This window comes from Streptomyces sp. NPDC032745 (assembly GCF_055579465.1).
On record NZ_JBVING010000015.1, the window covers coordinates 32,671 to 56,953 of the forward strand.

At 74.4% G+C, this 24,283-nt stretch carries 18 protein-coding genes and 1 pseudogene; 12 read left to right on the top strand and 7 right to left on the bottom strand.

Annotated elements, in window-relative coordinates; translation table 11 throughout:
* The 8 genes and pseudogenes from ACZ5WG_RS31155 to ACZ5WG_RS31190 all read left to right on the top strand — a co-directional run.
* A pseudogene (locus ACZ5WG_RS31155) lies at nucleotides 1–1,217 on the top strand (hypothetical protein); the annotation flags it as partial.
* 1 nt (nucleotide 1,218) lies between these two features.
* Complete coding sequence (locus ACZ5WG_RS31160) at nucleotides 1,219–2,532, top strand: TRAFAC clade GTPase domain-containing protein (RefSeq protein ID WP_468727591.1); 1,314 nt, start codon at nucleotides 1,219–1,221, stop codon at nucleotides 2,530–2,532.
* Nucleotides 2,529–5,057, top strand: a complete 2,529-nt coding sequence (locus ACZ5WG_RS31165) for a GTPase-associated protein 1-related protein (protein WP_468727592.1) — start codon at nucleotides 2,529–2,531, stop codon at nucleotides 5,055–5,057. Before ACZ5WG_RS31160 ends, ACZ5WG_RS31165 begins: the two co-directional genes overlap by 4 nt.
* The gene (locus tag ACZ5WG_RS31170) at nucleotides 5,048–6,724 is read left to right on the top strand and encodes a TRAFAC clade GTPase domain-containing protein (protein ID WP_468727593.1); all 1,677 of its coding nucleotides are present in this window, start codon (nucleotides 5,048–5,050) and stop codon (nucleotides 6,722–6,724) included. Before ACZ5WG_RS31165 ends, ACZ5WG_RS31170 begins: the two co-directional genes overlap by 10 nt.
* Before the next feature lie 63 nt (nucleotides 6,725–6,787).
* Nucleotides 6,788–6,916, top strand: a complete 129-nt coding sequence (locus ACZ5WG_RS31175; RefSeq protein ID WP_468727594.1) for a hypothetical protein — start codon at nucleotides 6,788–6,790, stop codon at nucleotides 6,914–6,916.
* 36 nt (nucleotides 6,917–6,952) lie between these two features.
* Nucleotides 6,953–7,615 carry a vWA domain-containing protein gene (locus tag ACZ5WG_RS31180; protein WP_030294174.1) on the top strand — a complete coding sequence of 221 codons (663 nt, stop codon included), beginning with the start codon at nucleotides 6,953–6,955 and terminating at the stop codon, nucleotides 7,613–7,615.
* A gap of 8 nt (nucleotides 7,616–7,623) precedes the next feature.
* Nucleotides 7,624–8,622, top strand: coding sequence for a PP2C family serine/threonine-protein phosphatase (locus tag ACZ5WG_RS31185; RefSeq protein ID WP_468727595.1), 999 nt, complete (start codon nucleotides 7,624–7,626; stop codon nucleotides 8,620–8,622).
* The gene (locus tag ACZ5WG_RS31190) at nucleotides 8,619–9,950 is read left to right on the top strand and encodes a protein kinase domain-containing protein (protein WP_468727597.1); all 1,332 of its coding nucleotides are present in this window, start codon (nucleotides 8,619–8,621) and stop codon (nucleotides 9,948–9,950) included. Before ACZ5WG_RS31185 ends, ACZ5WG_RS31190 begins: the two co-directional genes overlap by 4 nt.
* A gap of 13 nt (nucleotides 9,951–9,963) precedes the next feature.
* Here the strand turns inward: ACZ5WG_RS31190 and ACZ5WG_RS31195 are convergent, their stop codons facing one another.
* From ACZ5WG_RS31195 to ACZ5WG_RS31225, 7 genes are all read right to left on the bottom strand, one after another.
* Complete coding sequence (locus ACZ5WG_RS31195) at nucleotides 9,964–10,290, bottom strand: hypothetical protein (protein WP_468727598.1); 327 nt, start codon at nucleotides 10,288–10,290, stop codon at nucleotides 9,964–9,966.
* 25 nt (nucleotides 10,291–10,315) lie between these two features.
* Nucleotides 10,316–11,764, bottom strand: coding sequence for a hypothetical protein (locus ACZ5WG_RS31200; protein WP_468727599.1), 1,449 nt, complete (start codon nucleotides 11,762–11,764; stop codon nucleotides 10,316–10,318).
* A 156-nt stretch (nucleotides 11,765–11,920) separates the two neighbouring features.
* On the bottom strand, nucleotides 11,921–12,682 hold the full coding sequence (locus ACZ5WG_RS31205; RefSeq protein WP_468727600.1) for a hypothetical protein: 762 nt from the start codon (nucleotides 12,680–12,682) through the stop codon (nucleotides 11,921–11,923).
* A gap of 7 nt (nucleotides 12,683–12,689) precedes the next feature.
* Complete coding sequence (locus ACZ5WG_RS31210; protein WP_468727601.1) at nucleotides 12,690–17,414, bottom strand: putative T7SS-secreted protein; 4,725 nt, start codon at nucleotides 17,412–17,414, stop codon at nucleotides 12,690–12,692.
* Nucleotides 17,414–17,977 (bottom strand): hypothetical protein, encoded by a 564-nt coding sequence (locus tag ACZ5WG_RS31215; RefSeq protein ID WP_468727602.1) that lies wholly within the window; start codon nucleotides 17,975–17,977, stop codon nucleotides 17,414–17,416. Before ACZ5WG_RS31215 ends, ACZ5WG_RS31210 begins: the two co-directional genes overlap by 1 nt.
* On the bottom strand, nucleotides 17,977–18,411 hold the full coding sequence (locus ACZ5WG_RS31220) for an SseB family protein (protein ID WP_468727603.1): 435 nt from the start codon (nucleotides 18,409–18,411) through the stop codon (nucleotides 17,977–17,979). The genes ACZ5WG_RS31215 and ACZ5WG_RS31220 overlap by 1 nt, the downstream gene beginning before the upstream one ends.
* Before the next feature lie 196 nt (nucleotides 18,412–18,607).
* Nucleotides 18,608–18,817 (bottom strand): MbtH family protein, encoded by a 210-nt coding sequence (locus ACZ5WG_RS31225; RefSeq protein ID WP_468727604.1) that lies wholly within the window; start codon nucleotides 18,815–18,817, stop codon nucleotides 18,608–18,610.
* Between the two features lie 240 nt (nucleotides 18,818–19,057).
* Here ACZ5WG_RS31225 and ACZ5WG_RS31230 point away from each other — a divergent pair, with 240 nt between their 5' ends.
* The 4 genes from ACZ5WG_RS31230 to ACZ5WG_RS31245 are packed head-to-tail and all read left to right on the top strand — an operon-like array spanning nucleotide 19,058 to nucleotide 24,280.
* A complete protein-coding gene (locus tag ACZ5WG_RS31230; protein WP_468727606.1) occupies nucleotides 19,058–21,394 on the top strand; it encodes a lantibiotic dehydratase in 2,337 nt (778 codons plus the stop codon).
* Nucleotides 21,394–22,899 (top strand): amino acid adenylation domain-containing protein, encoded by a 1,506-nt coding sequence (locus ACZ5WG_RS31235; RefSeq protein WP_468727607.1) that lies wholly within the window; start codon nucleotides 21,394–21,396, stop codon nucleotides 22,897–22,899. The genes ACZ5WG_RS31230 and ACZ5WG_RS31235 overlap by 1 nt, the downstream gene beginning before the upstream one ends.
* On the top strand, nucleotides 22,896–24,002 hold the full coding sequence (locus tag ACZ5WG_RS31240; protein WP_468727608.1) for a threonine ammonia-lyase: 1,107 nt from the start codon (nucleotides 22,896–22,898) through the stop codon (nucleotides 24,000–24,002). The genes ACZ5WG_RS31235 and ACZ5WG_RS31240 overlap by 4 nt, the downstream gene beginning before the upstream one ends.
* Nucleotides 23,999–24,280, top strand: a complete 282-nt coding sequence (locus ACZ5WG_RS31245) for an acyl carrier protein (RefSeq protein WP_468727609.1) — start codon at nucleotides 23,999–24,001, stop codon at nucleotides 24,278–24,280. The genes ACZ5WG_RS31240 and ACZ5WG_RS31245 overlap by 4 nt, the downstream gene beginning before the upstream one ends.
* Nucleotides 24,281–24,283 lie beyond the last annotated feature (3 nt).

Here is a 24,283-nt window from a genome sequence, read left to right on the forward strand (position 1 = left end):
GTGGTGGCGCGGGCGGGCGGGCCGGTGCAGCCGGTTCGGGTGGCGCGGGCGGGCGGGCCGGTGCAGCCGGTTCGGGTGGCGCGGGCGGGCGGGCCGGTGCAGCCGGTTCGGGTGGCGCGGGCGGGCGGGCCGGCGCAGCCGGAGCGGGTGGGACGGGCGGGCGGGAGTCCGTGCGGGCCGGGGGACTGGAGGCCGGGGCATACGTGTTGCGGGTGCAGTGCCGTTACCGGCCGGCCGGCCGTGGCGGCGCGGACGAGGTGCTGTCCGGCGGGGTCGAGGCGGCCGTCGTCGTGCATCCCTGGCCGGCCCCGGTGCTCACCCTCGCCGCAGCGGCCCGGGACTCGGGCGGGCTGGAGTTCCGGTGGACGGGGGGCGCGGGGGCCGACGTACGGCTCGTGCAGTGGCCGGGAGCTGTCCCCGCCGAAGGGGCCGAGCTGGCGGTCGGCGCCCTGCCCGCGGCACTGCCCTGGGTGGATGCGGACGGCATCGCCGAACCGCCGCCCGGCACGCTGGCCACCGTCAGCGCCGTGGCCGTCCTGGGCGACCGGGCGCTGGCCGGGCCGGGCCTGGTGGTCGAGGCCCCGGAGCCGGTCACCGGGCTCACGGTCCGGCGGACCACCGCCGGGCGGGCCCGGATCAGCTTCGGCTGGCCCGACGGCGCCGGCCGGGTCACGGTCGCGGTCACCCCCGAGTCCGGGGGCGAGCGCACGGAACACCCCGTCGTGCGGGCCGTGTTCCTGCGCGAGGGGCTGGAGCTGCCGGTCGGCCCCGGTGCCGTCCGCGTCATCGCCTACGCCGCTCCGCGCAGCGCGCTCGCGACCGCGGCCGCCCCGCGCGACACCGAGCAGGCCGTCCTCCCGGCGGACGTGGCCATCGCGTACCGACTCCTGCCCGGGCCCCGGCGGATGCTGCGGCGCGGTCCCGCCGTGCTCCGGGTGACCCTCCTCGCGCCCGGCGGGGATCCCGGTTCCGGGCTGCCCGACTTCGTCCTCGTCGCCGGAGCGGGCGGCGGTGCGGCCCGGCCCCACCGGCCGGTCGACGGCGCCGAGTTGTGCCGGGTGACCGGCGCCGAGCTCGCGGCCTCGGGGACCGTCGAGCGTGAGATCGTCCCCCGCGCGCCCGGCGGCCCGTACGCCGTGCGCGGTTTCCTCCTCGGCGGCCGTGCCGCCTCCGTCCGGCTCGACGAGCCCTCCCTCACCTCCCTGGTGGTCCGCTGACATGACCTCCGTCGTCTGCCCCTACTGCTTCGACCGCTCGGCCGCCGCCCGGCTGCCGTTCCGCTGCCAGATGTCCGCCACGGGGGTGCGCGGCGGCAAGCCGTGCACTGCGGAACTCGACGACATATGGGCGGAGTTCATGGGGCCGAGCGTGCCGCCCGCGCTGACGATGCGCGGCCCGGTCTTCACCGCCCCGCGCGGCCTCGCCGGACGTCTCGGCAGCGGCGGCGCCGCGCGGGCGGACTGCCCGCACTGCGGGGTGTCCACCCCCGTCCGGGTCTGCCTGCGCTGCCACAGCGACTTCCCGAGCGACTACACCGACCAGGACACCCGGATCATCGCCCTGCTGGGCCCCAAGGCCTCGGGCAAGAGCACGTACGTCTCCGTCCTGATCAACGAGCTGCGCAACCGGGTGGGCCGGGCGTACGGCGCCTCCATCACGGCGATGGGCGGCGAGACCCAGCGCCGGGACCGGGAGATGGCCGAGGACCTGTACGACCGGCTGCGGCTGCCGGAGGCGACGAGACCGGCGGCGCTCGGCTTCAACGACCCGCTGCTGTACCGGCTCAGCCTGCCGCTGCGCCGCCGGCTGCGCGGGGACGGCAGCCGGCACACCGCGCTCGTGTTCTTCGACGCGGCGGGCGAGGACCTCGGCAGCGCCGAGGCCATGGACCGCTACACGCACTACCTGGCGGCCGCCGACGGGATCATCCTGCTGGTGGACCCGCTCCAGATGCGGGCCGTACGGGACCAGCTGCCGGTGGACGCAGGACTGCCGCTGCCCACCGTGGAGACCCCGCCGCAGCAGATCGCGGCGGACCTCGCGGCGCAGCTGCGGGCCCATGGGCGGGGCACCTCGCGCGGCCGGGTCACCACGCCCGTGGCGGTGGCGGTGACCAAGACGGACTCCCTGTTCTCGCTGGTGGGGCCGCACTCCCCGCTGCGGCGCAATGCCGGGCACGCGGGTGGCACGGTGGACGACGAGGACCGGCTGGCGGTGCACGAGGAGATGCGGGGGCTCCTCGACGACTGGGACTCGGGGGCGCTGTACCGCCAGCTGGACCGGGACTTCGCCCGGCTGTCGCTGTTCGGGCTCTCGGCGCTCGGCTCCCCGCCGCCCGCGCACGCCCCGGCGGACGCCCCGAAGTCGGGGCCGCAGCCGCTGCGCGTCGAGGACCCGCTGCTGTGGCTGCTGGGGCTGGACGGGCTGCTGCCGCGCACCGGGACCGGCGGCGCGGGCCGGCGTACGGCGGCGGCGGCCGCCGGCGCCGGCACGACGGCGGGCCGGTCGCACGCGTCGGGAGGAGAGGCGTGAACCTCGCCCAGATGCACTACACCTCGGCGCCGCCGGGTCCCGACGGATCGGGCTTCCGGTTCACCGCCGTCAGCCCCGGGGTGCCCGCCTCGCTGCTGCGCGAGGCCGAGCAGCTGATCGGGTACGAGCCGCCCCGGGACGCACCGCCGCGCCCGAGCGCGGACCAACTGGGCGCCTTCCCGCAGGCCTTGAGTCTGAACGTGCTCTCCGACGGCAGCCGGCTGCTGGCCCGCTCCGTGTACACGGGCGCCGACTACAGCGGCCGCTGGGGCAACTTCCACGCCCACGCGGTGCATCTGCCGCAGCCCGCCGACCCGGACCGGCCCGCCGAATGGCCGCTGCCGATCACCTCCTGGGGCTCCCGGCAGTGGGCGGCCGACTCCCCGCCGGCCGGGGTGCCCGTGCAGCCGCTGGCCTCGGTGCCGGCCCCGGGCCCGCTCGACGTCGGCGCGCTGGCGGCCTTCGTGACCGCCCGGGGGCGCTGGCTCGCCGGGTTCTTCGCCGATGTGCGCCGGCTCGTCGAGGACCCGGCCGCCCCTCAGCTCGTCCTGGTGGAGCAGGACAGCGAGGCCGTGGCCTGGTGGATCCTGCTCGCCTGCAGTGTGCTGCCGCACCGCCGCGGCCAGTGGCTCACCTTCACCACCTACACCCGGCGGCCGCAGCTCGCCCGGCAGCAGATCATCGGCGTGGTGCCGGAGGACGGCCTGGGCCTCGCCGGGCAGGAGCACCGCTACCGGGTGTACGACGCCGCCCGCGCGGCGGCCCCCGCACCGGACCCCGACCCGTGGGCGCAGACCGCCTCGCTGATCTGGCGGGCGCAGCGGCAGGACCTCTTCGCGGACGTCCGGCGGCTGCCCGGCGAGCGGTCCGGCCCGTACGAGGCGGGCCCGCTGGCCGCGCTCGCTCTTGCCGCGGGCATCGGCCTGGACTCGGCGGGCCGGGCCGCGGCCGCCGACTGGGCCGCCGGCCACCGGGAGGCGCTGGACGGCGTACGGCTGCACGCGCTGGCCCGGGCGCTGGGCGGCCCGGCCGGTGACCGGGGACCCGAGGAGGCCGCCGCGAGCGGGCGGCTGCTGACGGCCCTGGCCGGCTGGGCACCCCCGGCGGTGAGCGAGCCGCTGGTGGAGCTGGCCCTGGCCGGGGCGGTCCGCTCGGGCGGAGCCGTTCCGCCCGCCGGGGCGCTGGGCGAGGACGCCCGGGCCCGGCTCGCGGCCCAGCTGGGGCCGGAGCTGCGGGTGGCGCTCACCGACCCGGAGCGCGCACCGGACGAGCGCGTCGGGCTGTTGCGGGCCGCCGCCGAACTCGGGGTGGGCAGCTCGGATCTCCTGCCCGATGTGGCACGGCAGTTGGCGCGCGCCCTGATCGCCGATCCGGAGCGGTCGTACGGGGAGGCGGTACGGGCCGCGCTGGCGGAGCCGGCGCAGTTGCGGGAGCAGGCCGAGCTGCGGGGGCTCGTACTCGACCGGCTGGACGCGCTCGCGGCGGGCGATCCGGCCGCGGGGGCCCGGCTGTTCGCCCTCACCCCGCTGCGGCTGACCGGGGCCGAGGTGCTGCCGCATCTGCGGATGTGCGCGCAGGCACCCGCGGCGGGCGGGGCTGCCGGGTCGGGCGGGGACCGGGTGAAGGCGCTGACCGGGCTCGTGGAGCACTCCGGCGCCTCGCTGGAGGAGGAGCCGCTGGTGCTGCGCACGGCGATGCGGCTGGTGTGGGGCGGCGAGCCGCCGGGAGCGGGCGAGGCCTGGCTGGCCCTGGCCGCGCTGGGCGACCGGGCCCACCGCGAGGCCGGCACCTGGGAGCTGCTCGCGCAGGCTGCGGTCCGCGCCCCGGCCGGCGACCGGTACGCGGAGGAGCTGGCGTTGGAGCTGCTGCGGCGGTTCTCCGCGGAACTCACCGCCCCGCTGCGGTCGTCACTGCTGCTGCTGGAGCTGGCCCGGAACCTGCGGGCCGGGGAGGCGGGGCCGGGCTGGGTCCGCCAGGCCCTGGACCTGCGCACACTGGACCCCACGCCGACGGCGCGGGAGCACGCCTACGCGGCGGTGGTCGGCCGGCTGCTCGCCGAGGACCGGCCCGGGAGCGAGCTGCGGGCTCTGGTCGAGAGCAACGACGCCGAGCTGCTGGCCGCGTACCGGCGGGCCGCCCGGCAGCCGCAGGTCTCGGACCGGCTCAGGCACGACCCCCGGTACGCGGCGGAGTGCTTCGCCGCCTGGTCCTCCCAGCCCCAGGCGGGCCCGGTGTGGCAGGAGGCCCGCACCGACCTGCTCGACGGCGTACTGCGCCCGGTCGTACGGAGCCTGGCGCCGGCGGAGCTCAAGGCGCTCGAGGAGGCCCTGGCCCGGCTCGGCGGCCGCTGGGCGGAGGATTTCCGCGGCTGGCAGCGGCCCGGCGCCTTCGGACGGCTCCGCGAACGCTTCGGCGGCTCCGGGCGCCGCGGCGCGAAGCCCGCGCCCGGCGGCCGGCCGCTGCGGGGCGGCTCCGGTGGGCCCATCGCCCCCGGCGAATCCGCCGAGGAGGGCCGGTGGCCGTGAACGCGGGGCTCGTCCTGCAGATCCTCGGGGTGGCCACCGGCGCGATCGGGGCGGCCGTGTGCCTGGGGTACGGGCTGTGGCGGTTCCTGGCGCTGGCGCTGGGGGCCGCCTGGACCGCCTTCGGTCCGCGCACGCCCGGGACCCCCGACCCGCGGGTCGGCCCGTACGGTGGCACGGAGCCGGGGCAACCCGCCTACTGGGCGCGGCAGATGTGGATCGACGCCGGGGCCGCGGCGCAGGCGGCCGCGCACACCGTCCGGTACCTGCTGGTCCACCACTGGCTCGACGAGATCGTCCGGCACCGGCTGCTGAGCGGCCGCAACGGATCGACCGGGGACCGCGCCGAGCACGTCCTCGGGCGGCTCCTGCTGCGGCTGCTCGCACCGGCGACCGCGCTGGCCGCGCTGCTGTCCGCCGTGCTGTCCGCCGCCCTGCTCCTCGGCGTCGCGCTGGCGTTCGCCGCCCAGCTGCTGCTGGTCGCTGCCGTGGCGCTGGCCGGGGTGCTGGCCGGGCGGAGCGCGGAGCGGCTGTGGGGGCTGGCCCGCGGCATCCGCATGAAGTGCCCGTACCCCGGCTGCTACCGGCCGTTCCCGCTGGCCGTGCACATCTGCCCGGGCTGCGGCGCCGCCCACCGCGAGCTGCGGCCCGGCCGGTACGGGGCGCTGCGGCACGTCTGCGGCTGCGGGCGGGCCCTGCCCACCACCGCGCTCGCCGGGAGGCGCAAGCTCACTGCCCGCTGCCCGCACTGCGACCAGGGGCTGCCGCCGGCCGTGGGCACCACGCGGGTGGTGCACGTGCCGCTGATCGGGGGCACCTCCGCGGGGAAGACCATGCTGATGGCCGCGCTGCTCGACGGGCTGCGGGCCTGGTCGCACGAGTCGCCGCTGACGGTCGAGTTCGCGTCCCCCGCCGACCGGCGCGAGGCCAACACGCTGGGCCGCCAGGTGGAGTCGACGGGGTGGGCGCTGAAGACGCAGGGCGGACAGCCCCGGGCGCTGATGCTGCTCGTCGGGCGCAGGCGCGGACGGCTGCGCCTGCTGCGGCGGCAGCGGTTGCTGTACCTGTACGACCCGATGGGCGAGTCGCTGCGCGATGCGGACACCACCCGGCGCCAGGAGTACCTCGCGCACGCGGACGGGGTCCTGCTGGTCGCGGACGTGCTGGCCTCGCCCGCCGTACGGCGCACCCTGCGAGGGGGCGACGGGCAGCTGGCCGTGGCCGCCCGGCCCGCCGACCTCGGTCCGGTGGAGACGTACGCGGGGTTCACCGGGGAGCTCCAGGGCCTCGGCGGCCGGCGGCGGCGCCTCGGCGTGGCGGCGGTGGTGACCAAACGGGACGTGCTGGACCGGCTGGACTCGCTGCCGCGGCCGGAGGGTGCGGTCGACGCCTGGCTGGCCGAGATCGGGCTGGGCGAGCTGGTCCGCGCCCTGGGCCACGACTTCGCAGCGGCCCGCTACTGGGCGGTCAGCGCCCATGCCGCCACCGGGGCGGGCGCGCTCGCGTCCGAGCAGCGGCGGGCGGCGGAGCCGGTGCTGTGGCTGCTGTCCCGTACGGGGCTGCGGATCGGCGGGGCGGCGGCCGCGGCTCCGCGCCTGCCCCGGCTGCCCCGGCTGCCCCGGCCGCGGGGCGGTACCGGGCGGCCGGCAGCAGATCGATCAAGCCTGTGACGCGGGCCGGGCCGAAGGCCTCCCCGGGGCCGCGTAGGGTCCAGGAGCAAGGGAGTAACACCCATGGTGACACCGCAGATCGCGCGGGGGCGGCTGCTGATGCTGGTCCTGTTCGTGGTGGCGGTCGCGATGACGGCGGCCGCCGGGCTGGCGGCGCTCGTGCGGTACGTACCGCAATGGCTCGGGAGTTGAAGGAGATCAGCGGTGAGTGACATCCCCGGCGGGCCGATGGCGAACCGGCCCGTCCACTTCATCTGGCTGCTCGACTGCTCGTACTCGATGCAGGGCGAGAAGATCGGCCAGCTCAACTACGCGATCAGAGAAGCCGTTCCGGAGATGCGCTCGGTGGCGCAGGACAATCCGGCGGCCCAACTGCTGCTGCGCACGATGACGTTCTCCACCACGGCCCGCTGGCACCACCAGGACCCGGTTCCGGTGGAGAACTTCACCTGGCAGGACGTCCAGGTGGACGGCATGACGAATCTGGGCGAGGCCCTCCAGCTGGCGGCCCGGGAGCTGGACACGCCGCCGATGCCGCAGCGGGCGCTGAAGCCGGTGCTGGCGCTGGTCTCCGACGGGGTGCCGACGGACGACTGGAAGGCGGGGCTGCGGGCGGTCGACGCGACCCCGTGGGGGCGCAAGGCCGTACGGGTCGCCATCGCGATCGGCGCGGACGCCGACCGCACCGTGCTGCAGGAGTTCCTGGGCAATCCGGAGCTCCAGCCGCTGGACGCGAACAGCCCCAAGCAGCTGGCGGCGGCGATCCGCTGGGCCTCGACGGCCGCGGTCAAGGCGGCCTCGCAGCCGGTGGCGGGTTCCGCGGACGCGATGGCGAAGCAGCCGCCGTACGCTCCGCCGGTGCTCGACGACGACGATGACGACGTGTGGTGAGCGGGCCCGTGTCACCGGAACCACCGCCCGTACCGGACCGCGCCCCCGGGCCCGCACTGGCGCCCGTACCGCTCTGGGCGACGCTCCGGGAGAGCGTCCAGGGCGTGAACAAGACCCGCAACCAGGACTACTGCGAGGTCGCGGGCCGCGGCACCGCCGAGGAGCCGCTGATCATGGCGGTGGCCGACGGCCACGGCTCCGCGGTGCACGCTCGCAGCCATCTGGGCTCCCGCTTCGCGGTGGACCTCTTCGTGGAGGAGGCCCGGCGGTTCGGGGCGCTCGCCCAGCCCCGCGGCGAGGAGCGGCCACCGAGCCTGGCCTGGCTGATGCACTACGCCGAGCACGCCTTCCCCCGCCAGCTGGTCAGCGCATGGCGGGAGAAGGTCCTCGGCAACTGGGAGCGGACCAGCTCCCACGAGGAGCCCGGCCTGTCCGAGGAGCACAAGCTGCTGCTGTACGGGAGCACGCTGGTCGGCGCGGTGCTCACGCCCCGGGTGTTCGCGGCCTGGCAGCTCGGCGACGGCGAGCTGACGGTGGTGGACGACGACGGGCGGGTGACCGTACCGCTCGCACCCGCCGAGGCGGACCTGGGGGACGAGACGGAGTCGCTGTGCAGCCCGGCGGCGTGGCTGCGCGTACGGACGCACTGGGCACCGGTGACCGCCCCCTCGCGGGCGCCCCGGCTGGTCGCGGTCTCCACCGACGGGCTGTCCAAGAGCTTCGCCTCGGACCGGGGCTTCCTGCAGTTCATGGCCGGGCTGGACGACCGGCTGTCGGCGGAGGGCGCGGACACCGTCCGGGCCGTCCTGCCGGAATGGCTGGCCAAGGCCTCGCAGCACTCCGGGGACGACACGACCCTGGTGGCGGCCTGGCATCCGGCACCGGCGGCAGCCACCGGGGCGTACGGGGCCACCGGGGCGTACGGGGCCGCCGGGACCCACGGGGCCGCCGGGGCGACGACCACAGACGCGGCACCACCGACCGACCCGCACGGGAGAGACGAATGAGCGGCATGCTCGACAGCGGAACCCTGCTGACGACCGACAGCGGCATGGGCGTGGAGGTCTTCGGCCTGCTCGGCGCAGGCGGCCAGGGGGAGGTCTACCGGGTGCGGACCCCCGCCGGGTACCAGGCGCTCAAGTGGTACTACCCGACCTGCGCGACGCCCGCGCAGGAGGACATCGTCCGCCAGCTGGTGGGCCGAGGCTTCGACGACGACCGCTTCCTGTGGCCCCTGGACTTCGTGGCCGACGGGCGCGGCGGGTTCGGGTACCTGATGGACATCCGCCCGGACCGGTTCAAGGGCCTGCCCCTGCTGTTCCGGCGGCAGCTGCGCACCACGCCCCGGGCCCTGCTGACGGCCTGCCTGTACACGGTCGAGGCGTACCAGGCCCTGCACTCGCGCGGGATCGCGTACCGGGACATCTCCTGGGGCAACATCTTCTTCGACCCGGCCACCGGCGACGTGCTGGTCTGCGACAACGACAACGCGGTGGTGGAGGGCGACAGCACCGGCATCTCGGGGACCATGGAGTTCATGGCGCCCGAGCTGGTGCGGGGTGACCCGGGGGTCTCCCCCGGCACCCAGAGCGATCTGCACTCGCTGTCCGTGCTGTTGTTCATGCTGCTGATGAACCATCATCCGCTCAAGGGCATGCGCGAGTTGGCGATCCACTGCCTCGACGAGGCGGCGGAGCGCAAGCTGTACGGGAAGCAGCCGCTGTTCGTCTTCGACCCGCAGGACCGGTCCAACGCACCCGATCCCACCGAGCAGGCGACGGTACTGGCCACCTGGGCGGCGGCCCCGGACTCGCTGCGGGACCTGTTCACCAAGAACTTCACCGCGGGCCTGCACGATCCCGCGACCCGGGTCCGGGAGTCGCAGTGGCGGGACACCCTGCGGGCCGTGCTCGACGCGGTGGTGGAGTGCGCTCAGTGCGGGAAGCAGAACATGACCGAGCCGCGGGCCGCCGATCCGGGCACCTGCTGGAACTGCGGGAGCACACTGGTGCTGCCGCCGCGGCTGGTGCTGACCACTCCCCCGCCGCGTACCGAGCACCACATCCTGCTGCACCGGTCCTCCCGGGTGCAGGCCCACCACCTGGCCCCGGAGCCGGCCCGGCACGACTACGGCGATGCGACGCTGGTGGCGCAGCTGACCGAACACCCGCAGAAGCCGGGCCGGTTCGGGCTGGCGAACCGGTCGGCATCGGCATGGACGGGGACCCGCGCGGACGGCTCCACCCAGCGGATCGACCCGGGGCAGACGGTGCCCCTGCGCTCGGGCCTGGAGCTGGACTTCGGCGGCGCGCGAGCCGTCGTACGGTCGAAGTAGCCTCCCGGGGAGGTCAGTTGCCCAGGAGGCGGCTGATCTCCTGGGCGAGGGCGAGTCCGCCGCTGCCGGCGCCGAGACCGAGGGTGATGGTCTCCAGCGAGCGGCGGATCACCCCCGGCTCGGCGGCGCGCCGCTCCTGCGCGGCCCGGTCCAGTTCGCCGCGCAGGGTCTCGGCCGCGGCGATCCGCTCCTGGGCCGCGCCCTGGTCGCGGAGCCACTGGGCGAGTTCGGCGGCCAGCCGCAGGGTCTCCGCGGCGGTGTCCTGCCGGCCGATGTTGACGGTGCCGTTGTCGCCGATGATGCCGGCGGTGACTTTCTCGTTGAAGTTGAAGGTGCCCATCTGTCCCTCCCGATGGTGGTGCCGGTCAGGGCGTCCCTCGGCCCTGTCCGGGGAGCCCGGCCTGTGCACCGGATCCGTTGTGGTGGTTGACCGTGCCGTTGTCGCCGATGACGCCCGCCTGCACGCTGCCCTGGAAGGTGTAGGTGTGCGTGTTGATGACCTGCTGCGCCTGGTCGTAGGAGCTGGTGTCGATGTGGTGGTCCTTCAGGAACCGCTCCGTCGCTATCAGCACACCTTGCTGGAGGCGCTGCAGGAAGTCCTGGGAGTCCGTGCGTTCACTGAATCCCAGCCGGTTCCAGTCCGCGACGCGTTCGCGGATGCTGTCCACGGCGCCGTAGTCGTACAGCGCGTGCCGTTTGTCGATCTCGCGCCGTACCTTCTCCAGGGCGCGGGCGCGCCGGCGCCGGTCCGAGGAGCGGCGGGAGATCCGCGAGGCGGCGCCGAGCAGCGCGGGCCCGGCGGCGCGGGTGGCATGGGCGACCAGGCTCCACCAGCGCTCGAACCCGTCCACCGGCAGCCGGTTCACCCGGTCGAAGCGGCCCTGGAGCGGGGGGATGCCGTACGCCGACACCTCCCAGGTGAGGCTGGGGTGGTGGAGGCGGGCGCGCAGGTGCATGGAGACGATGGCACGGCCGCCCTCACCGGCCCGGACCAGGCTGAGGTAGGTGCGCATGCCGGCGCCTGGCTGCATCAGGCCCGCCTGGACGAGCTGCTTGGGGATCTGGGCGAGCGGCCGCTTCAGCGGGTCCGGCAGCAGTTCCGCGCCCACGTACGGGACGTTGGTCCCCATGACGTAGAGCCGGTTGCGGACCTGGAGGCCCTTGAGGCCGGCGATGTGCTCCATCTCGCGGGCCACGTAGGTGTGCAGGTCGACCGCGTCGAACGGCTTGATGGCCAGTTTGGCGCCGTTGCCGGCCGGGTCGTCGGCCGGCCGGCTGACGTCGATGGGCTGCCAGACCATCTCCTTGAGCTTGGAGCCGCTGCCGACGAAGGGATTGGTGCGCTCGGCACTCGCGGTGTACGGGACCACGTTGGCCCGCTTCTGCGCCAACAGCCGCTGCTCCACCTCCGGTTCGACGGCCGGGGCCAGGTCGGCCGGGCGGTCCGCGCCGTGCTCCACGGTGAGCGCGGCCGTACGGGCCCGGCTCTCGGCCTGGTGGACCAGCCACCAGGCGCTCGCGTACGCGAGAACGACGAGCCCCACGGCCGCGTACGCGAGCCCCCGGAGCCCGCCGACCAGCGCGTACAGCAGCACGGGCACGGCAGCCCACACCCCGACCCCGCAGATCCAGGCCAGCCGCCGGTCCCGTACGTCGATCCGCCGCACCGCGGCGCGCCCGTGCCGGGCCAGCGCCACCAGGTCGATGCCGAGGGAGAGGCCGGTGGCACGCAGCCGGTCCTCGGTGAGCTCCACGTCCACGTCCCGGGCGAAGTCCTCGTCCAGATGCGCGCCCGCGCACAGGTGCCGCGTCACCCCATCGGTCCGATACTGCGCGAGCGCGGGTAACTGCCGTGCCCCCATGCACCCCTCCCCCATGTCCCCGCCACCCTACGGAAAACGCGCCCCGGCTGTCCCCCGATTGCCCCCGGTCATCGGCGGCCGGCATGCGCGCGAGCAGGGCGTCGCGTGTCACCGGTTTCCGTAGTCCTCCACATAGGTGGCGATCAGCTGGAGCAGGGCGTCGGCCCGGTGCCGGTCCTCGCGCTGCGCGCGCAGGGCCTCGTCGGTGGCCCGCAGCCGGGCCAGGGCAGCCGGTTCGCCGTCCACCACGTCCTCGACCATCGGCGTGGTGACCAGGTCCAGGCACTCGGTGAGCAGGCGGCGGGTGGCCGGGGACGGCGGACCCGGATCAGGGTCGACGAAGCTGCTGGTCAGATACTGCGCGGGATCGGTGAGGCTCCAGCCGACGACGACGCCGCGCTGGACCAGGAGGGCGACATCGGGTGCGATGCCGATACGGGCGTCCAGTGGCTCGTCCAGCACGTCGAGGTCGCGCAGGCCGGTGAGCACAGCGTCCCCGGGGGCCCGGCACAGCACCGAGCACCTCTCGTGCCGGAAGTCGCGGGCCTCATCGGCGCGAAGCCCGCCCGGGCGTACTTCGGGGAGGAGGGGAAGCCGGGCGACCTCCGCGGCGGAGGCGGACTCCTCCGGCCAGTGGAACTGCGCCGCGACCAGCTCGCGGCTGTCCGTGTCGAACCGGAGGACGTCGGGTGCGTCCCACAGCGCCTCCTGGCTGCCGAAGGTGTCCGCGAGGAAGCGCTCACGCTCCGCCACATCCGCGTAGGGCGCGATGTCGACGGAGGCGTCACCAGTGAAGCGGGGCCTGATGCTCATCGGCTCGTCCGTCACCGTCGCGCGCCAGTCTCCGTCGAACGCCAGCTTCATGGTCATTCCTGCCTCACCTGATCTGCCTTCCCGGGGCCATGTATCCGTCCTTGAGAGGAATCCTGCCCTCCACTACGTCCTCGTGGGTTATCGGAGGGTGAGGGTCCGTGGGATTGCCTCCGAGCGCCTTCGCCCCGGAATCGCCCTTGATGCCGGACGAACCGTAGGCCGTGATGGCCTGGCCCTGGGTGTTCCCGGGGCCGTCGAGCACGACGATGTCCTCGCCCTGCCGGAAGATGAGCCTTTGGCCTGTTCCCGTCGACTGGTACACGGCATCCGGGTTCTTCAGGATTTCGGTGACTCGTTCGTCACTGAAACCGTGCCTCGTGTCCCCGTGATAGCTGCTGTGCTTCTTGAATCCCCCGTCCTCCGCCTTCGCGATCACGTCGTCCACGACCTTGTCGAGCCGCTTCTGGGCCTTCTCCTCCTTCGTGTACTTGGGCATGAGGCCCAGCGGGTCGCACCCGCTGTGCGGGTTGCCCACGTACGCGACGGGGTTCGGGGCGGGGGCCAGGCCGAGGGGGTCCGGGGAGGTGTAGCGGCCGGTTTCCGGGTCGTAGTGGCGGAACAGGTTGTAGTGGAGGCCGGTCTCGGGATCGTAGTACTGGCCGGGGAAGCGGAGCGGGGTGTAGGTGCTGCTGTCGCGGGCCCAGGCGGTGGTGCCCCACAGGGTGGCCCGGGAGTGCCAGGCGATGGCGCCGGACTCGTCGATCAGTTCCGTGGGGGTGCCGATGAGGTCGGTGGCGATGGCGAAGAAACGGCGGTCGATCTCCTCCTGGCGGTCGTCGGCCGTGAGGATGCGCTCGGTCTGGGCCAGGGGGACGCCTCCGCGGTGGTCCCAGGTGAGGGCGACCGTGTTCGGCTGGTCCGGCTGGTGGCTGGTCTGTTCGCACAGGGTCATGCCGTCCCAGGCGAACCGGACCTCCTCGGCCACGCTCTCGCCGTCGGCCGCGAGGCGCTGCTTCGCGATGCGGCGGCCGAGCGGGTCGTAGCGGTACCTCCACCGCGTCCCGTCGGGGGTGGTGACGGAGGTGAGGCGGTTCTCGGTGTCCCACGTGTAGCGCCAGGTGTCGGGCTTGCGGGAGAGCCGGGTCTTCTGCCGCAGGGTGACGCGGCCGAGGGCGTCGTACTCGAAACGGACGCCTCCGGCGCGGGTGAGGCTGGTTCCCGTGTACGTGCGCGGTCCGGTGGCCTCCCCGCCGGGATGGCCGGAGGGCCAGGACGCCGAGGTCTGGTTGCCGGCGTCGTCGTAGGCGTACCGCTCCGTCCAGCCCTGGGCGTGGACGGCGGTGACCCGGCCCGCCCGGTCCAGGTCGAACGTACGGGTGCCCGCCAGCCGGTCCGCGACGGATGTCAGATGGCCGTCGGCGCGGTAGCCGTAGGCACGGCTGTTGACGGCGCGCCCTGCGGCGGTGACGTGCTGCTCGGAGAGCCGTCCGGCCTCGTCCCAGGCGGAGGTCATGGTGATCGCGTCGCCGAAGACGCGGGCCAGCTCGCGTCCGGCGGCGTCGTGGGTGAACTCGACGCGGTGACCGCCGGTGGTGAGGCGGTGGGCCTGTCCGTCGGCGCCGTAGGCGTAGGAGGTGACGTGTCCGGTGGGTGTGGTGCGGCGGGTGCGGCGGCCCACGGCGTCGTAGGCGTAGCTGATGGGGCGGCCGTCGACCAGTTCGGTCTTGGTGTGTCCGCGGCGGTCGTACTGGTAGCGCAGCTCCCCGTCCGGGCCGGACGCCTCCAGGAGGCGTCCGGCCCGGTCGTAGGCGTAGTTCGTCACCCGGCCGTCGACGTCCTTGACGATCGCCTGGCCGAGCTGGTCGCGTTCGAACGCGATGGTCCCGCCGAGCGCGTCGACGCGGGCGGCCAGCCGGCCCGCGGCGTCCAGCCGGTAGGTGAGGGTGCGGCCGTCGAAGTCGGTCTCGGAGACGAGGTTGTCGGCGGCGTCGTACTCGTAGGTCCAGGTCAGCCCGTGCGGATTGGTGACGCGGGTCAGGCGCAGCGAGGAGTCGTGCTCGAACTCGTAGCGCGCGCCGTCGGGTCCGGTGCGGGAGACCGGCAGGTCGCAGTGGGTGTATTCGAAGCGGGTCACCCCGCCGGACGCGTCGGTGCGGGCGAGCAGGTTGCCCTCGCCGTCGTACGTCCACGACTCCGTGGCGCCGTCGGGTCCGGTGCGCCGGGCGAGCTGCCCGTCGGCATCCCATTCCAGGCGGGTGACGCCACCCGTCGGATCGGTGATGCGGACCGGCCTGCCGAGGGCGTCCCGCTCCGTGCGGGTGACGGCGCCGGCCGGGTCGGTCACCTCGACGGGCAGCCCCGCCGCGTCGCACACCACGTGGGTGGTGGCGCCTTCGGCGTCGGTGAGGGAGGTGAGGCGGGCGGCGTGGTCGTAGGTGTAGCGGGTGGTGGCGCCGGCCGGGTCGGTGACCGCCGTGCGGTTGCCGCGTTCGTCGTACTCGTGGAGCATGCGTGCGCCGTCCGGCGCGAAGACTTCCACGGGCAGGCCGAACCGGCCGCGTACGGTGTGCAGTTCGCTGCCGTCGGGGCGGACGGCGCGGACGACGCGGCCGTCGTCGTCGTACGAGAAGACGGTGGTGAGGCCCAGCGGGTCGGTGCGGGACAGCAGGTTGCCGCGCGGGTCGTAGGTGAAGCGGGTGGTGTGGCCGAGCGGGTCGGTGATCGCCAGGAGCTTGCAGCCGGGGCCGAACAGGTGGCGGGTCGCGTGCCCGTCGGGGGTGGTCAGGGTGGTGGTGTGGTGACCTGTCTGCGGGTCCGGCTCGGTGTACGACAGGGTGATCTGGATGTGGCCGGCTTCGCCGCCCTCCGCCACGACGCGGTCGCGGTCGTCGTAGACGTAGTCGTAGCGGCTTCCGTTAGAGTCGATCCAGGCGATGACGCGGCGGCGGTCGTCGTAGACGAACGTGGTGGTGGCGCCCGAGGGCTTGACGGCCGCGGTGAGGTTGCCGTCCTCGTAGCCGTAGCCCATCAGGGGCAGGTCCGCGCCGCCCGCGCCCGCGCCGGCCAGGGACAGAGCGGTGACCAGGCCGTCGGTGACGGTGATGTTCACCTGGTGGCCCGCCGAGTGCACCAGGGCCAGCGGCAGACCGTTCTCGTCACGGTCGACGGTGATGGTGTGGCCGTTGCGTTCGGTGATGGCCGAGAGCCAGGCTTCGCCGTCGCCTCCCGGTTCGCTGCCGGACGGGGCGGTGAAGTGGAAGATCAGGCCGCTGTCGGGCTCGGTGACCGTGTAGTCGCCGTCGGCGCCGCGGGCCAGCAGGGTACGGGCCCCGCCCTTGTCCGGCCGGGTGGGCACGCCGGGAGCCGGGTGCGGGTACGCGATCAGGAGGCCCTCGGCGGTGACGTGGATGACGCCGGCCTCGTCGATCTCCAGCCGCTCGTCGACCGTGGACGTCCAGGCCGGCCCGAGGAAGCGCCCGACCGGGCAGCCGGATTCGGTGCGGCGGGTGAAGACCAGCGGCAGGATGCCGGGCAGTTCGAAGTCGGTCTGGGGCAGGTACATGCGGCCCGTGGCGAGGTCCACCGGGTCGCCGCCGTCCTTGCGGTCGCCGTCCGCGGTGTTGTGCGTGCCGTCCGGGGACTCCTCCACCCGGTCGCGCACCTTCGGGCCCTTGATGTCGTCGAGGTGGCGGGCGGCGGAACCGACCTTCTTCAGCGAGCCGAGGCCCTTGGAGCCGACGAGTTCGGGAAGGAGCTTGCCGATGCCTTCGGAGGGGTCCTTCATGAACTCGTCGAGCATCTGCTTGCCCGCGCCCCACGGGTCGTTGGCCATGGTGACCAGGCCCGCGGCCGTCGAGTTCAGGCTGGTGAGGTACTCGGCCGGGTGGGTGAGGTTGTAGGGGTCCAGCGGGTTGAGCGCGCGGGCGAAGTTGGCGATCCCGGCCGTGCCCTTGACGACGCCGCCGAGCAGGTGGGTGGTGGCGAGGTCGAGGTAGTCGAGGCCGTCGCCGAGCTGCTCGGTGTACGAGGGCTTCGGCGGGGCGGCGTCCCGGGCGGCCTTGATGGCGGTGCGGAGGTTCTCGGCGACCTCGTTGCGCTGCTTGCGGGCGTTGTCGAGCTTGTCCTGCGCGGCCGTGGCCATGGCCTTGCCCGGGTCGGGGTAGTCGTTCCCCGGGCGGGGCGGCAGGTTCTCCTTCTTCGCCTCGTACGCGTCGTTGTATTCCTTGACGAGCTTGTTGTGGGCGGTGCGGGCGTCCTCGGAGGCCTTCTTCGCCTTGTTGTAGTCGTCGAGGGCCTCCTTCGCCTTCCCCTGCGCCCACTCCACGGTCTCGGCGAAGCGGCCCATGGCGTCGGCGGCCTTCTCGAAGGCCGAGGCGGCATTGAACCAGCGCGGCGGCTCCTTCGCGACGGAATCGCGGAACGCGCCGGCGGTCTCGCCCTTGAGCCCGTCGGGCCGGGTGAGGCTCTTCAGGCCGTTGCCTACGGATTCGAAGGCCTTCCTGAAGTCGTTGAGGTGGGCGACCTGCTCGCGGATCTTCGAAGGGCTGCCGTAGACCAGCTTCTTCGGGTCCTCGGTCTGGCCGAGTTCGAGTTCCTCCACGTCCGCGCCGAGCCGGTTGGCGGCCGAGCGGCTCTTCTCCCGGATCCAGTCGCCCGCATCGTCGAGGCCGACCTCCTCCGCCAGGTCGGCCGTCTTGTCGCCGGCCCACTCGATGGCGTCGCCGACTCCCTCGACGGCGTCCTCGGCGACGTCCTCGACCGAGTCGGGTATGTAGTCGCGCCAGCCCATCAGTTACCGCCCCCGTCGCCCTTCGCCTGGTCCAGCAGGTCCTTGAGCGAACCGATCTTGCCGGTGGAGGTCACCGTGTCCTTGGTGTCGGACCAGGTCTGCTTGATGTCCTGCGCGCCCTTCTCGAAGGACTCGGCGCTGTAGTCCGGCTTGTAGACGTCCGCGCTGAAGATGTCGCCCCAGGACTTCTGCTCGATCTCGTCCTCGGTGGCGTGCGGATTGCCGTACGCGGCGTTCGCGGCGACCTTGAACGCGCCCTGGATGTACTGGTCCTCCTCCCACATCGTCCCCGCGGCGATGCCGAGGTTCCCGGCCAGGGTGGAGGCGTCCTGGATCAGGGCGCGCACGCCCCACTCCCAGCGCTCGCAGAAGTCCTCGAAGTCCGTGGCCAGTCCCGCGTGCCCGGTCTCCATCCCCGTCATCGACAGGTTCTCGAAACCCGCACCCTGCGAGGCCCCGGCCGCATCGCCGGACTCCCGCAACTCCGATATCGCCGCCCGCAGCCCGACCTGGATCGATGCGACCGCCGCCGGCGAAACCTCCAGATCCCCGTCGCCCGCCATCAGGCCACCGCCCCATCAGCTGCCCGGCCGGCGGCGACATCGACGGCGCAGGCATCGGGGACGATCCCCGCGACCGGCGGGAACATCATCGAGCCGTCCGCGTCGGCCACGTTCACCGCCACCCCGGCCGGCCCGTCGACCTGCGGAACGACCGCGTCGACCAGCCGCGCGCCGAGGACCGCCAGGTACGGCCACTCCCGGCCGTCCTCCCCACGGGCCCGGGCGAACCGGAACAACGCCTCCTCGTCGGTGAACGCGTAGAACCAGCGGATTCCGCCCGACACGGCCGACATCAGGCCACCGGCGGAGTCACCGGCACGGGCCGCGACGTCGGTAACCGGAACGAGCAGGGCAGCGCGGCGGAACTCGCCCACCAATCGCCCCGGATCCCCCCGGCCTTCCCGGAAATCGGCTATCTCTTCGGTCAGTCCCATGCCCGTGCGCCCCCTCCGCATGATCCATGTGCGCGGAAGGAAACAGTACCGTTATCGCCCAAATGGCCTGCCGTCCGACCGGGGCCGGGGTGGAGGGGGCTGTGTGCCCCGCAGGGGGTGCACCGGTCGGCGGGGCTCGGTCCCCCCGCGCCTCAGCCACGCCGACCGGCGTTCGAGCCCCCGTTCGGGCGCCCGTTCAGGCGCCCGCCTCAGCCATCCGGCGGCGCAGGCTCAAAGGGCGCATGTCCGTCCACACCTCGGCGATGTGGTCCAGGCATTCCTGCCGCGTGCCCGTCGTTCCCTCGGCGTGCCAGCCCGCTGGCAGCTCGCGGTCCGCACGCCAGATGGAGTACTGCTCCTCGTCGTTGCGCACGACCCGGTAGCCGCTCTCGTCGGTGTCACTCATCGCTTCGGTCCTCCCGCAGGCATTCGGTCATTCCGTCATCCGGTCAGTGGGTCACAGCGTGCCGCTCCGGCCCGGGCCGCCATAGGGACAAACGCGCAGAAGGACCGGCGGTCGGTGCTGCCGCTCCTTCCCTGGTGACGCCGGTGTGCGCGGCGGCAGTGTTCGGGGCAGCCAGGGTGGCGTCCGAGAGGTACAGCGCCGCCGGCCACGCCACCCCATCAGGCTGGAAGGAGCTCCGCCATGTCGGACACCCCAGAGACCGTGCACCTGCCCACCGGCGGGTGGCGGTTGTGGGAGCACTTCGCACTCCGCGGTCCGGGTTTCCCGGCCGAGGGGGTCCTGCGCATGGCCCCGCCCGGACTCGCCCTGGCCGCCGACAAGTTCGGGCCGGGTGACACCCTCGCGGGCCCGGACTGGGAGGCGTTCACCGGGGCCTTCGACACCGGCGCCGTCCGCACCGCCGGGCTGCTCCAGGACATCGCGGCCTCGCCGCGCTTCCGGGCCGCCGTGGCCTGGCAGAACCCGGCCGTGCTGCGCACCGGCATCGCGCCGTTCCTGAACTGGACGCCGACCGCGGCGAGCCGTACCAGCATGCCCCGCCAGCGCGAGGAACTCGTCGCCCACTACTGGCAGCGGTTCTGCGTCAAGAACGACACCATCGGGTTCTTCGGCCCCGTCGGCTGGGGGCGCTGGGATCTCGCCACGGACGGGGTACGGGTCGATCCCGGCTCCGGCGGGTTCCTCGCCGACTCGCGGGTCTACTTCGCCAGTTGGGCCATCGACGCCCTGGCCAAGTCGCTGAACGCGGACCCCGCGCTGCGGGCGTGGATACCCCCGCGCCGGGTGTCCTTCGTACGGGCCGAGGGCCTGTCCGTACATCTGCCGGGCCGGCCGCCGCAGCCCATCGGCGAGACCGCCCGCGCCGTACTGGACCTCTGTGACGGGACGCGGCCCGTGGCCGCGATCGCCGAGGCGCTGGGGATCCCGGTGGCGGAGGCGACCGAGACCGTGCAGTGGCTGCTGGCCAAGCGGTGGGTGCACTGGCGCCTCGACGTGCCGACGGGCACCTACCCGGAGCGGGAGCTGCGGGCCGTACTGGAGCGGATCGGCGATCCGGCCCTGCGGGAGCCGGCCCTGGAGAAGCTGGCCGTCCTGGAGCGCGGGCGGGACGCCGTCCAGGCGGCCGGTCTGGATGCCGAGGCGCTGACCTCGGCGATCGGCGCCCTGGAGGCCGACTTCGCGGCGCTGACCGCCACCGACGCCCAGCGCTCCAAGGGCGAGCGGACCGCGCCCTGCCGGGGGCTCGTGTACTCGGACGCGCGGCGTGCGGCGACGGCGACCCTCGGCACGGCCCTGCTGGACGAGCTGACCCCTCTCGCGCAGTGCCTGACCGCGGCGCGCTGGCTGACCAACCGGTTCGCCGAGCGGGTCGGGACGCGGCTCCGCGAGGTGTACGAGCGGCTGCGTGCGGCCGGCCCGGTGGACCTGGGGTCGATGTGGCTGGGCTGCCTGCCCTCCCCGTACCCGGAGGCGGGCCGGGACCTCGACGCCGTCCAGGCGGAGCTGCGCGCCAAATGGGCGCGGATCCTGGCCGTGCCCGAGGGGGCGCGCCGGGTACGGGTGTCCTCGGCGGACATCGCCGAGCAGGTGCGGGCGGAGTTCGAGGAGCCCGGCGCGGGCTGGTCGCTGGCCCGCTACTTCAGCCCGGACGTGCTGCTGCTCGCCGAGAACGCGGACGCCGTGGCCCGCGGCGACTTCGAGATGGTGCTGGGCGAGATGCACAGTGCGCTCAACACGATGGGCGCCTCGCTCTTCGTCCACCAGCATCCCGACCGCGAGGAGTTGATCGCCGAGACCACTCGCGACTTCCCCGGGCCGCGGCTGCTGCCGATGCTGCCCAAGGAGCTGCCGCTGAAGTGGTCGACGCGCAGCAGGCCTTCGCTGGACCGGCCGCAGGACTACTACGTCTCGCTGGTCGACGACACCGGCGACCCGCACCGCCCGCGCACGGTCCTGTGCGCCGACGTCGCCGTGGAGGACCGGGACGGCCGGCTGATGGCGGTGCTGCCCGACGGGGCCGCGTTCGACCTGCTCGACGTGTACGCGAACACGCTGACGCAGCGCGTCATGGACCGGTTCACGCTGCGTCCCGAGGGCGACCACACGCCGCGGATCACCATCGACAAGATGGTGGTGGCGCGCGAGACCTGGGCCTTCCCGGCGTCCGAACTGGCCTTCGCCGACGAGAAGTCCGAGGCCGTGCGGTACGTACGGGCCCGGCACTGGCGCGAGGAACACGACCTGCCCCGCTTCGTGTTCGTGGTCTCGCCGACCGAACCCCGCCCGTTCTACGTGGACTTCGACAGCCCGGTTTACCTGACCATCCTCGCGAAGGCCGCGCGCAGGCTGGCCCGCAAGGACCCCGGGGCCAAGCTGAAGATCAGCGAGATGCTGCCGACCCCGGAGCAGGCCTGGCTGACCGACGACCAGGGCGACGCGTTCACCTCGGAACTGCGCTTCGTGGCCGTCGACCAGACCGTCACCGACGTCTCGCGGCCCGCGGACGGGAGCGCGTGATGCGGACCTTCGTCGACGACATCGCCGCCCACGCCGCCCTCGACCCGGACCGGGTCGCCGTCACCACCCCCGCCGGCGAGGTGACGTACGCGGAGCTCACCGCCCGCATCGACGCCCTGGCGGCGGTGCTGCGGGCCCGCGGCGCCCGGCCGGAGACGGTGTGCGCGGTGGCCGTGGAGCGCGGCGTGGACGCCGTGGTGGCGCCGGCGGCCGTGGTGCGCTGCGGAGCGGCGTTCCTCGGCCTGGACCCGGAGCAGCCGCCGGCCCGGCTGTCGGCGCTGGCCCGCAGCGGCGGCGCGGAGCTGCTGGTGACCACGTCGGCCCTGGCGGGCGGGCTCGACCTGCCGATCCCGGGGCCGCCGGTCCTGCTGGACCGGCCCGGGAGCGCGGCCGGTGCGGACGGGGGGCCGGGCGGGCCGCTCGGCGAGCGCTCGCTCGCGTACGTCAGCCACACCTCCGGGAGCACCGGGGAGCCCAGCGCCGTCCTGGTCGAGCACCGCGGGCTGGACGCCTACCTGCGCTTCATCGCCCGCGACTACGGGCTGGGGCCCGACACCGTGGCCCTCCAGCTCGCCCCGCTCGGCTACGACGCGTCCCTGCGGGACACCTTCGCCCCGCTGCTGGCGGGCGGGCGGCTGGTGGTGGTGCCGCGCTCGGCGCTGCTGCGGCCCGAGGAGTTCGGCGCCGTGGTCCGCGAGCACGGCGTGACCGCGCTGCTGAGTACGACCCCGTCGTTCCTGTCGTTCCTGGCCGGGCAGCCGAACGGGGCCCGGCTGCTCGCCGGGGTCCGCCTGGTGGTCTCCAGCGGCGAATCGCTGCGGCCGTTCCTGGCGGCCGGGGGGCGGCCGCTGGTCCGGGGCAGCCTGGTCAACCAGTACGGCCCGACCGAGTGCACGATGACCTCGACCCGGTACGCCGTGCCGGCCCGGCCGGACGTCCTGACCGACACCGTCGGCACCCCGATCGACGGGGTGGTCGTACGGCTCCTGGACGCCGGGATGTCCCCGGTGCCCGACGGGGAGACCGGGGAGGTCTACATCGGCGGGGCGGGCGTGGCCCGCGGCTACGGCGGGCGGCCCGCCCGTACGGCCGAGTGCTTCGTGCCGGACCCGTTCGGGCCGCCGGGTGCGCGGCTGTACCGCACCGGCGACCTGGCCCGGACGGGTCCCGGCGGGCTGGAGTACCTGGGGCGCGGCGACCGCCAGGTGAAGATCCGCGGCTACCGGGTGGACCCGGCCGAGGTCGAGGGGGCTCTGCTGTCCCACGCCGGGGTCACGGGGGCGGTCGTCACCGGCGAGACCGACGCGCAGGGGCGGGTGTTCCTCGTCGCCCACGTCACGGGGGACCTGGCGGGCACCACCGACGCAGCGCTGCGCGCCCACCTGGCCGCAGGTCTGCCCCCGCACCTGATGCCGCGTCGGTTCGTGCGGCTGGCGGAGCTGCCCACCACCCGCGGCGGGAAGGCCGACCGCCGTGCCCTCTCGCAGTCAGGAGGCCGGTCATGACCACCGCACCCGCGGCGCCCGCCGCACCCGCCGCACCCGTCACGTCCGGCGGACCGGCCGGCGCCGTGCGCGTCCCGCTCGGCCCGGCCGACGTGGAGGCCGCCGCCGCGCGGATCGCCGGCCATGTCCGGCGTACCCCGCTGCTGCCGGGGCTGCCCGCACCCGACCGCCACCGGACGGGCCGGCGGCTGCTGCTGAAGGCCGAACACCTCCAGTACGGCGGGTCGTTCAAGCTGCGCGGGGCCGCCAACACGGTCCTGGCGCTGGGGGCCCGGCGGATCGTCACCGGCTCCTCCGGCAATCACGGCATCGCGCTGGCCCGCCTGGCGGCCGCGCTCGGCGCCGAGGTGACCGTGGTGCTGGCCGGCGGGGCGCACCCCGCGAAGATCGCCCTCATCCGGGCCCTCGGCGGGCGGACGATCGGTGTGCCGGGCGGCGTCGCCGAGCGCGATGCCCGGGCGCAGGCGCTGGCCGAGGAGACGGGTGCGGTCCTCGTGCCCTCCTCCGACCACGAACTGGTGGTCGCCGGGCAGGGCACGGTCGGCCTGGAGATCCTGGCCGAGGCACCCGACGTCGAGACCGTGTACGTGCCGACCGGCGGGGGCGGGCTGCTCGCGGGGGTGTGCCTCGCCGCGTACGGGCATCCGGTGCGGGTGGTGGGCGTCGAGCCCGCCGGCACCCCCCGCTACGCACGGTCCCTGGCCGCGGGGCACCCCGTACGGCTGGCGCCCGGTGACACCGTCGCCGACGGGCTGCGCGGCCAGCAGCCGGGGGCGGTGCCCTATCCGGTCGTCCGGGACCGGGTCGACGACCTGGTCACCGTGTCCGACGCGGAGATCCTCGCCGCGGCCGCGCTGCTGCGGCGGCGCGGGATCGAGGCCGAGCCATCCGGCGCGGTCGCGCTGGCCGGGGCGATGCGTGCGGGTCGCGGCACCGGCCGCTCCGTGGCCGTCGTCTCCGGCGGCAACACCACGGCGGCGCTCACGGCCGCCACCGCGGCCGCCACCGCTTCCCGTACCAGCCGACCCACGCACACGACGCGCACCACCTGTACCACCCCCATCACCCACACCACCCGTTCGCTCCTGGAGGAGATCTCATGACCGCGACCGTGACCGAGACCGAGAACCTGACCGCGCAGCTGACCGGCGCCGCCCTGACCGAGCTGGTCGTCTCCATCTACCGCGAGACCCTGGGGGTGGCCGACCTCGACGAGCAGAGCGACTTCTACGAATGGGGCGGCGATTCGCTGACCGCGTTCCGGATCACCGCACGGCTCGAGGAGGCACTCGGGGCAGAGGTCCCGGTGGCACTGGTCTTCGCCTACCCCTCGCCCGCGGACCTCGCCGACGTCGTCCACGCCGACTTCGTCCAGGCATGAGGG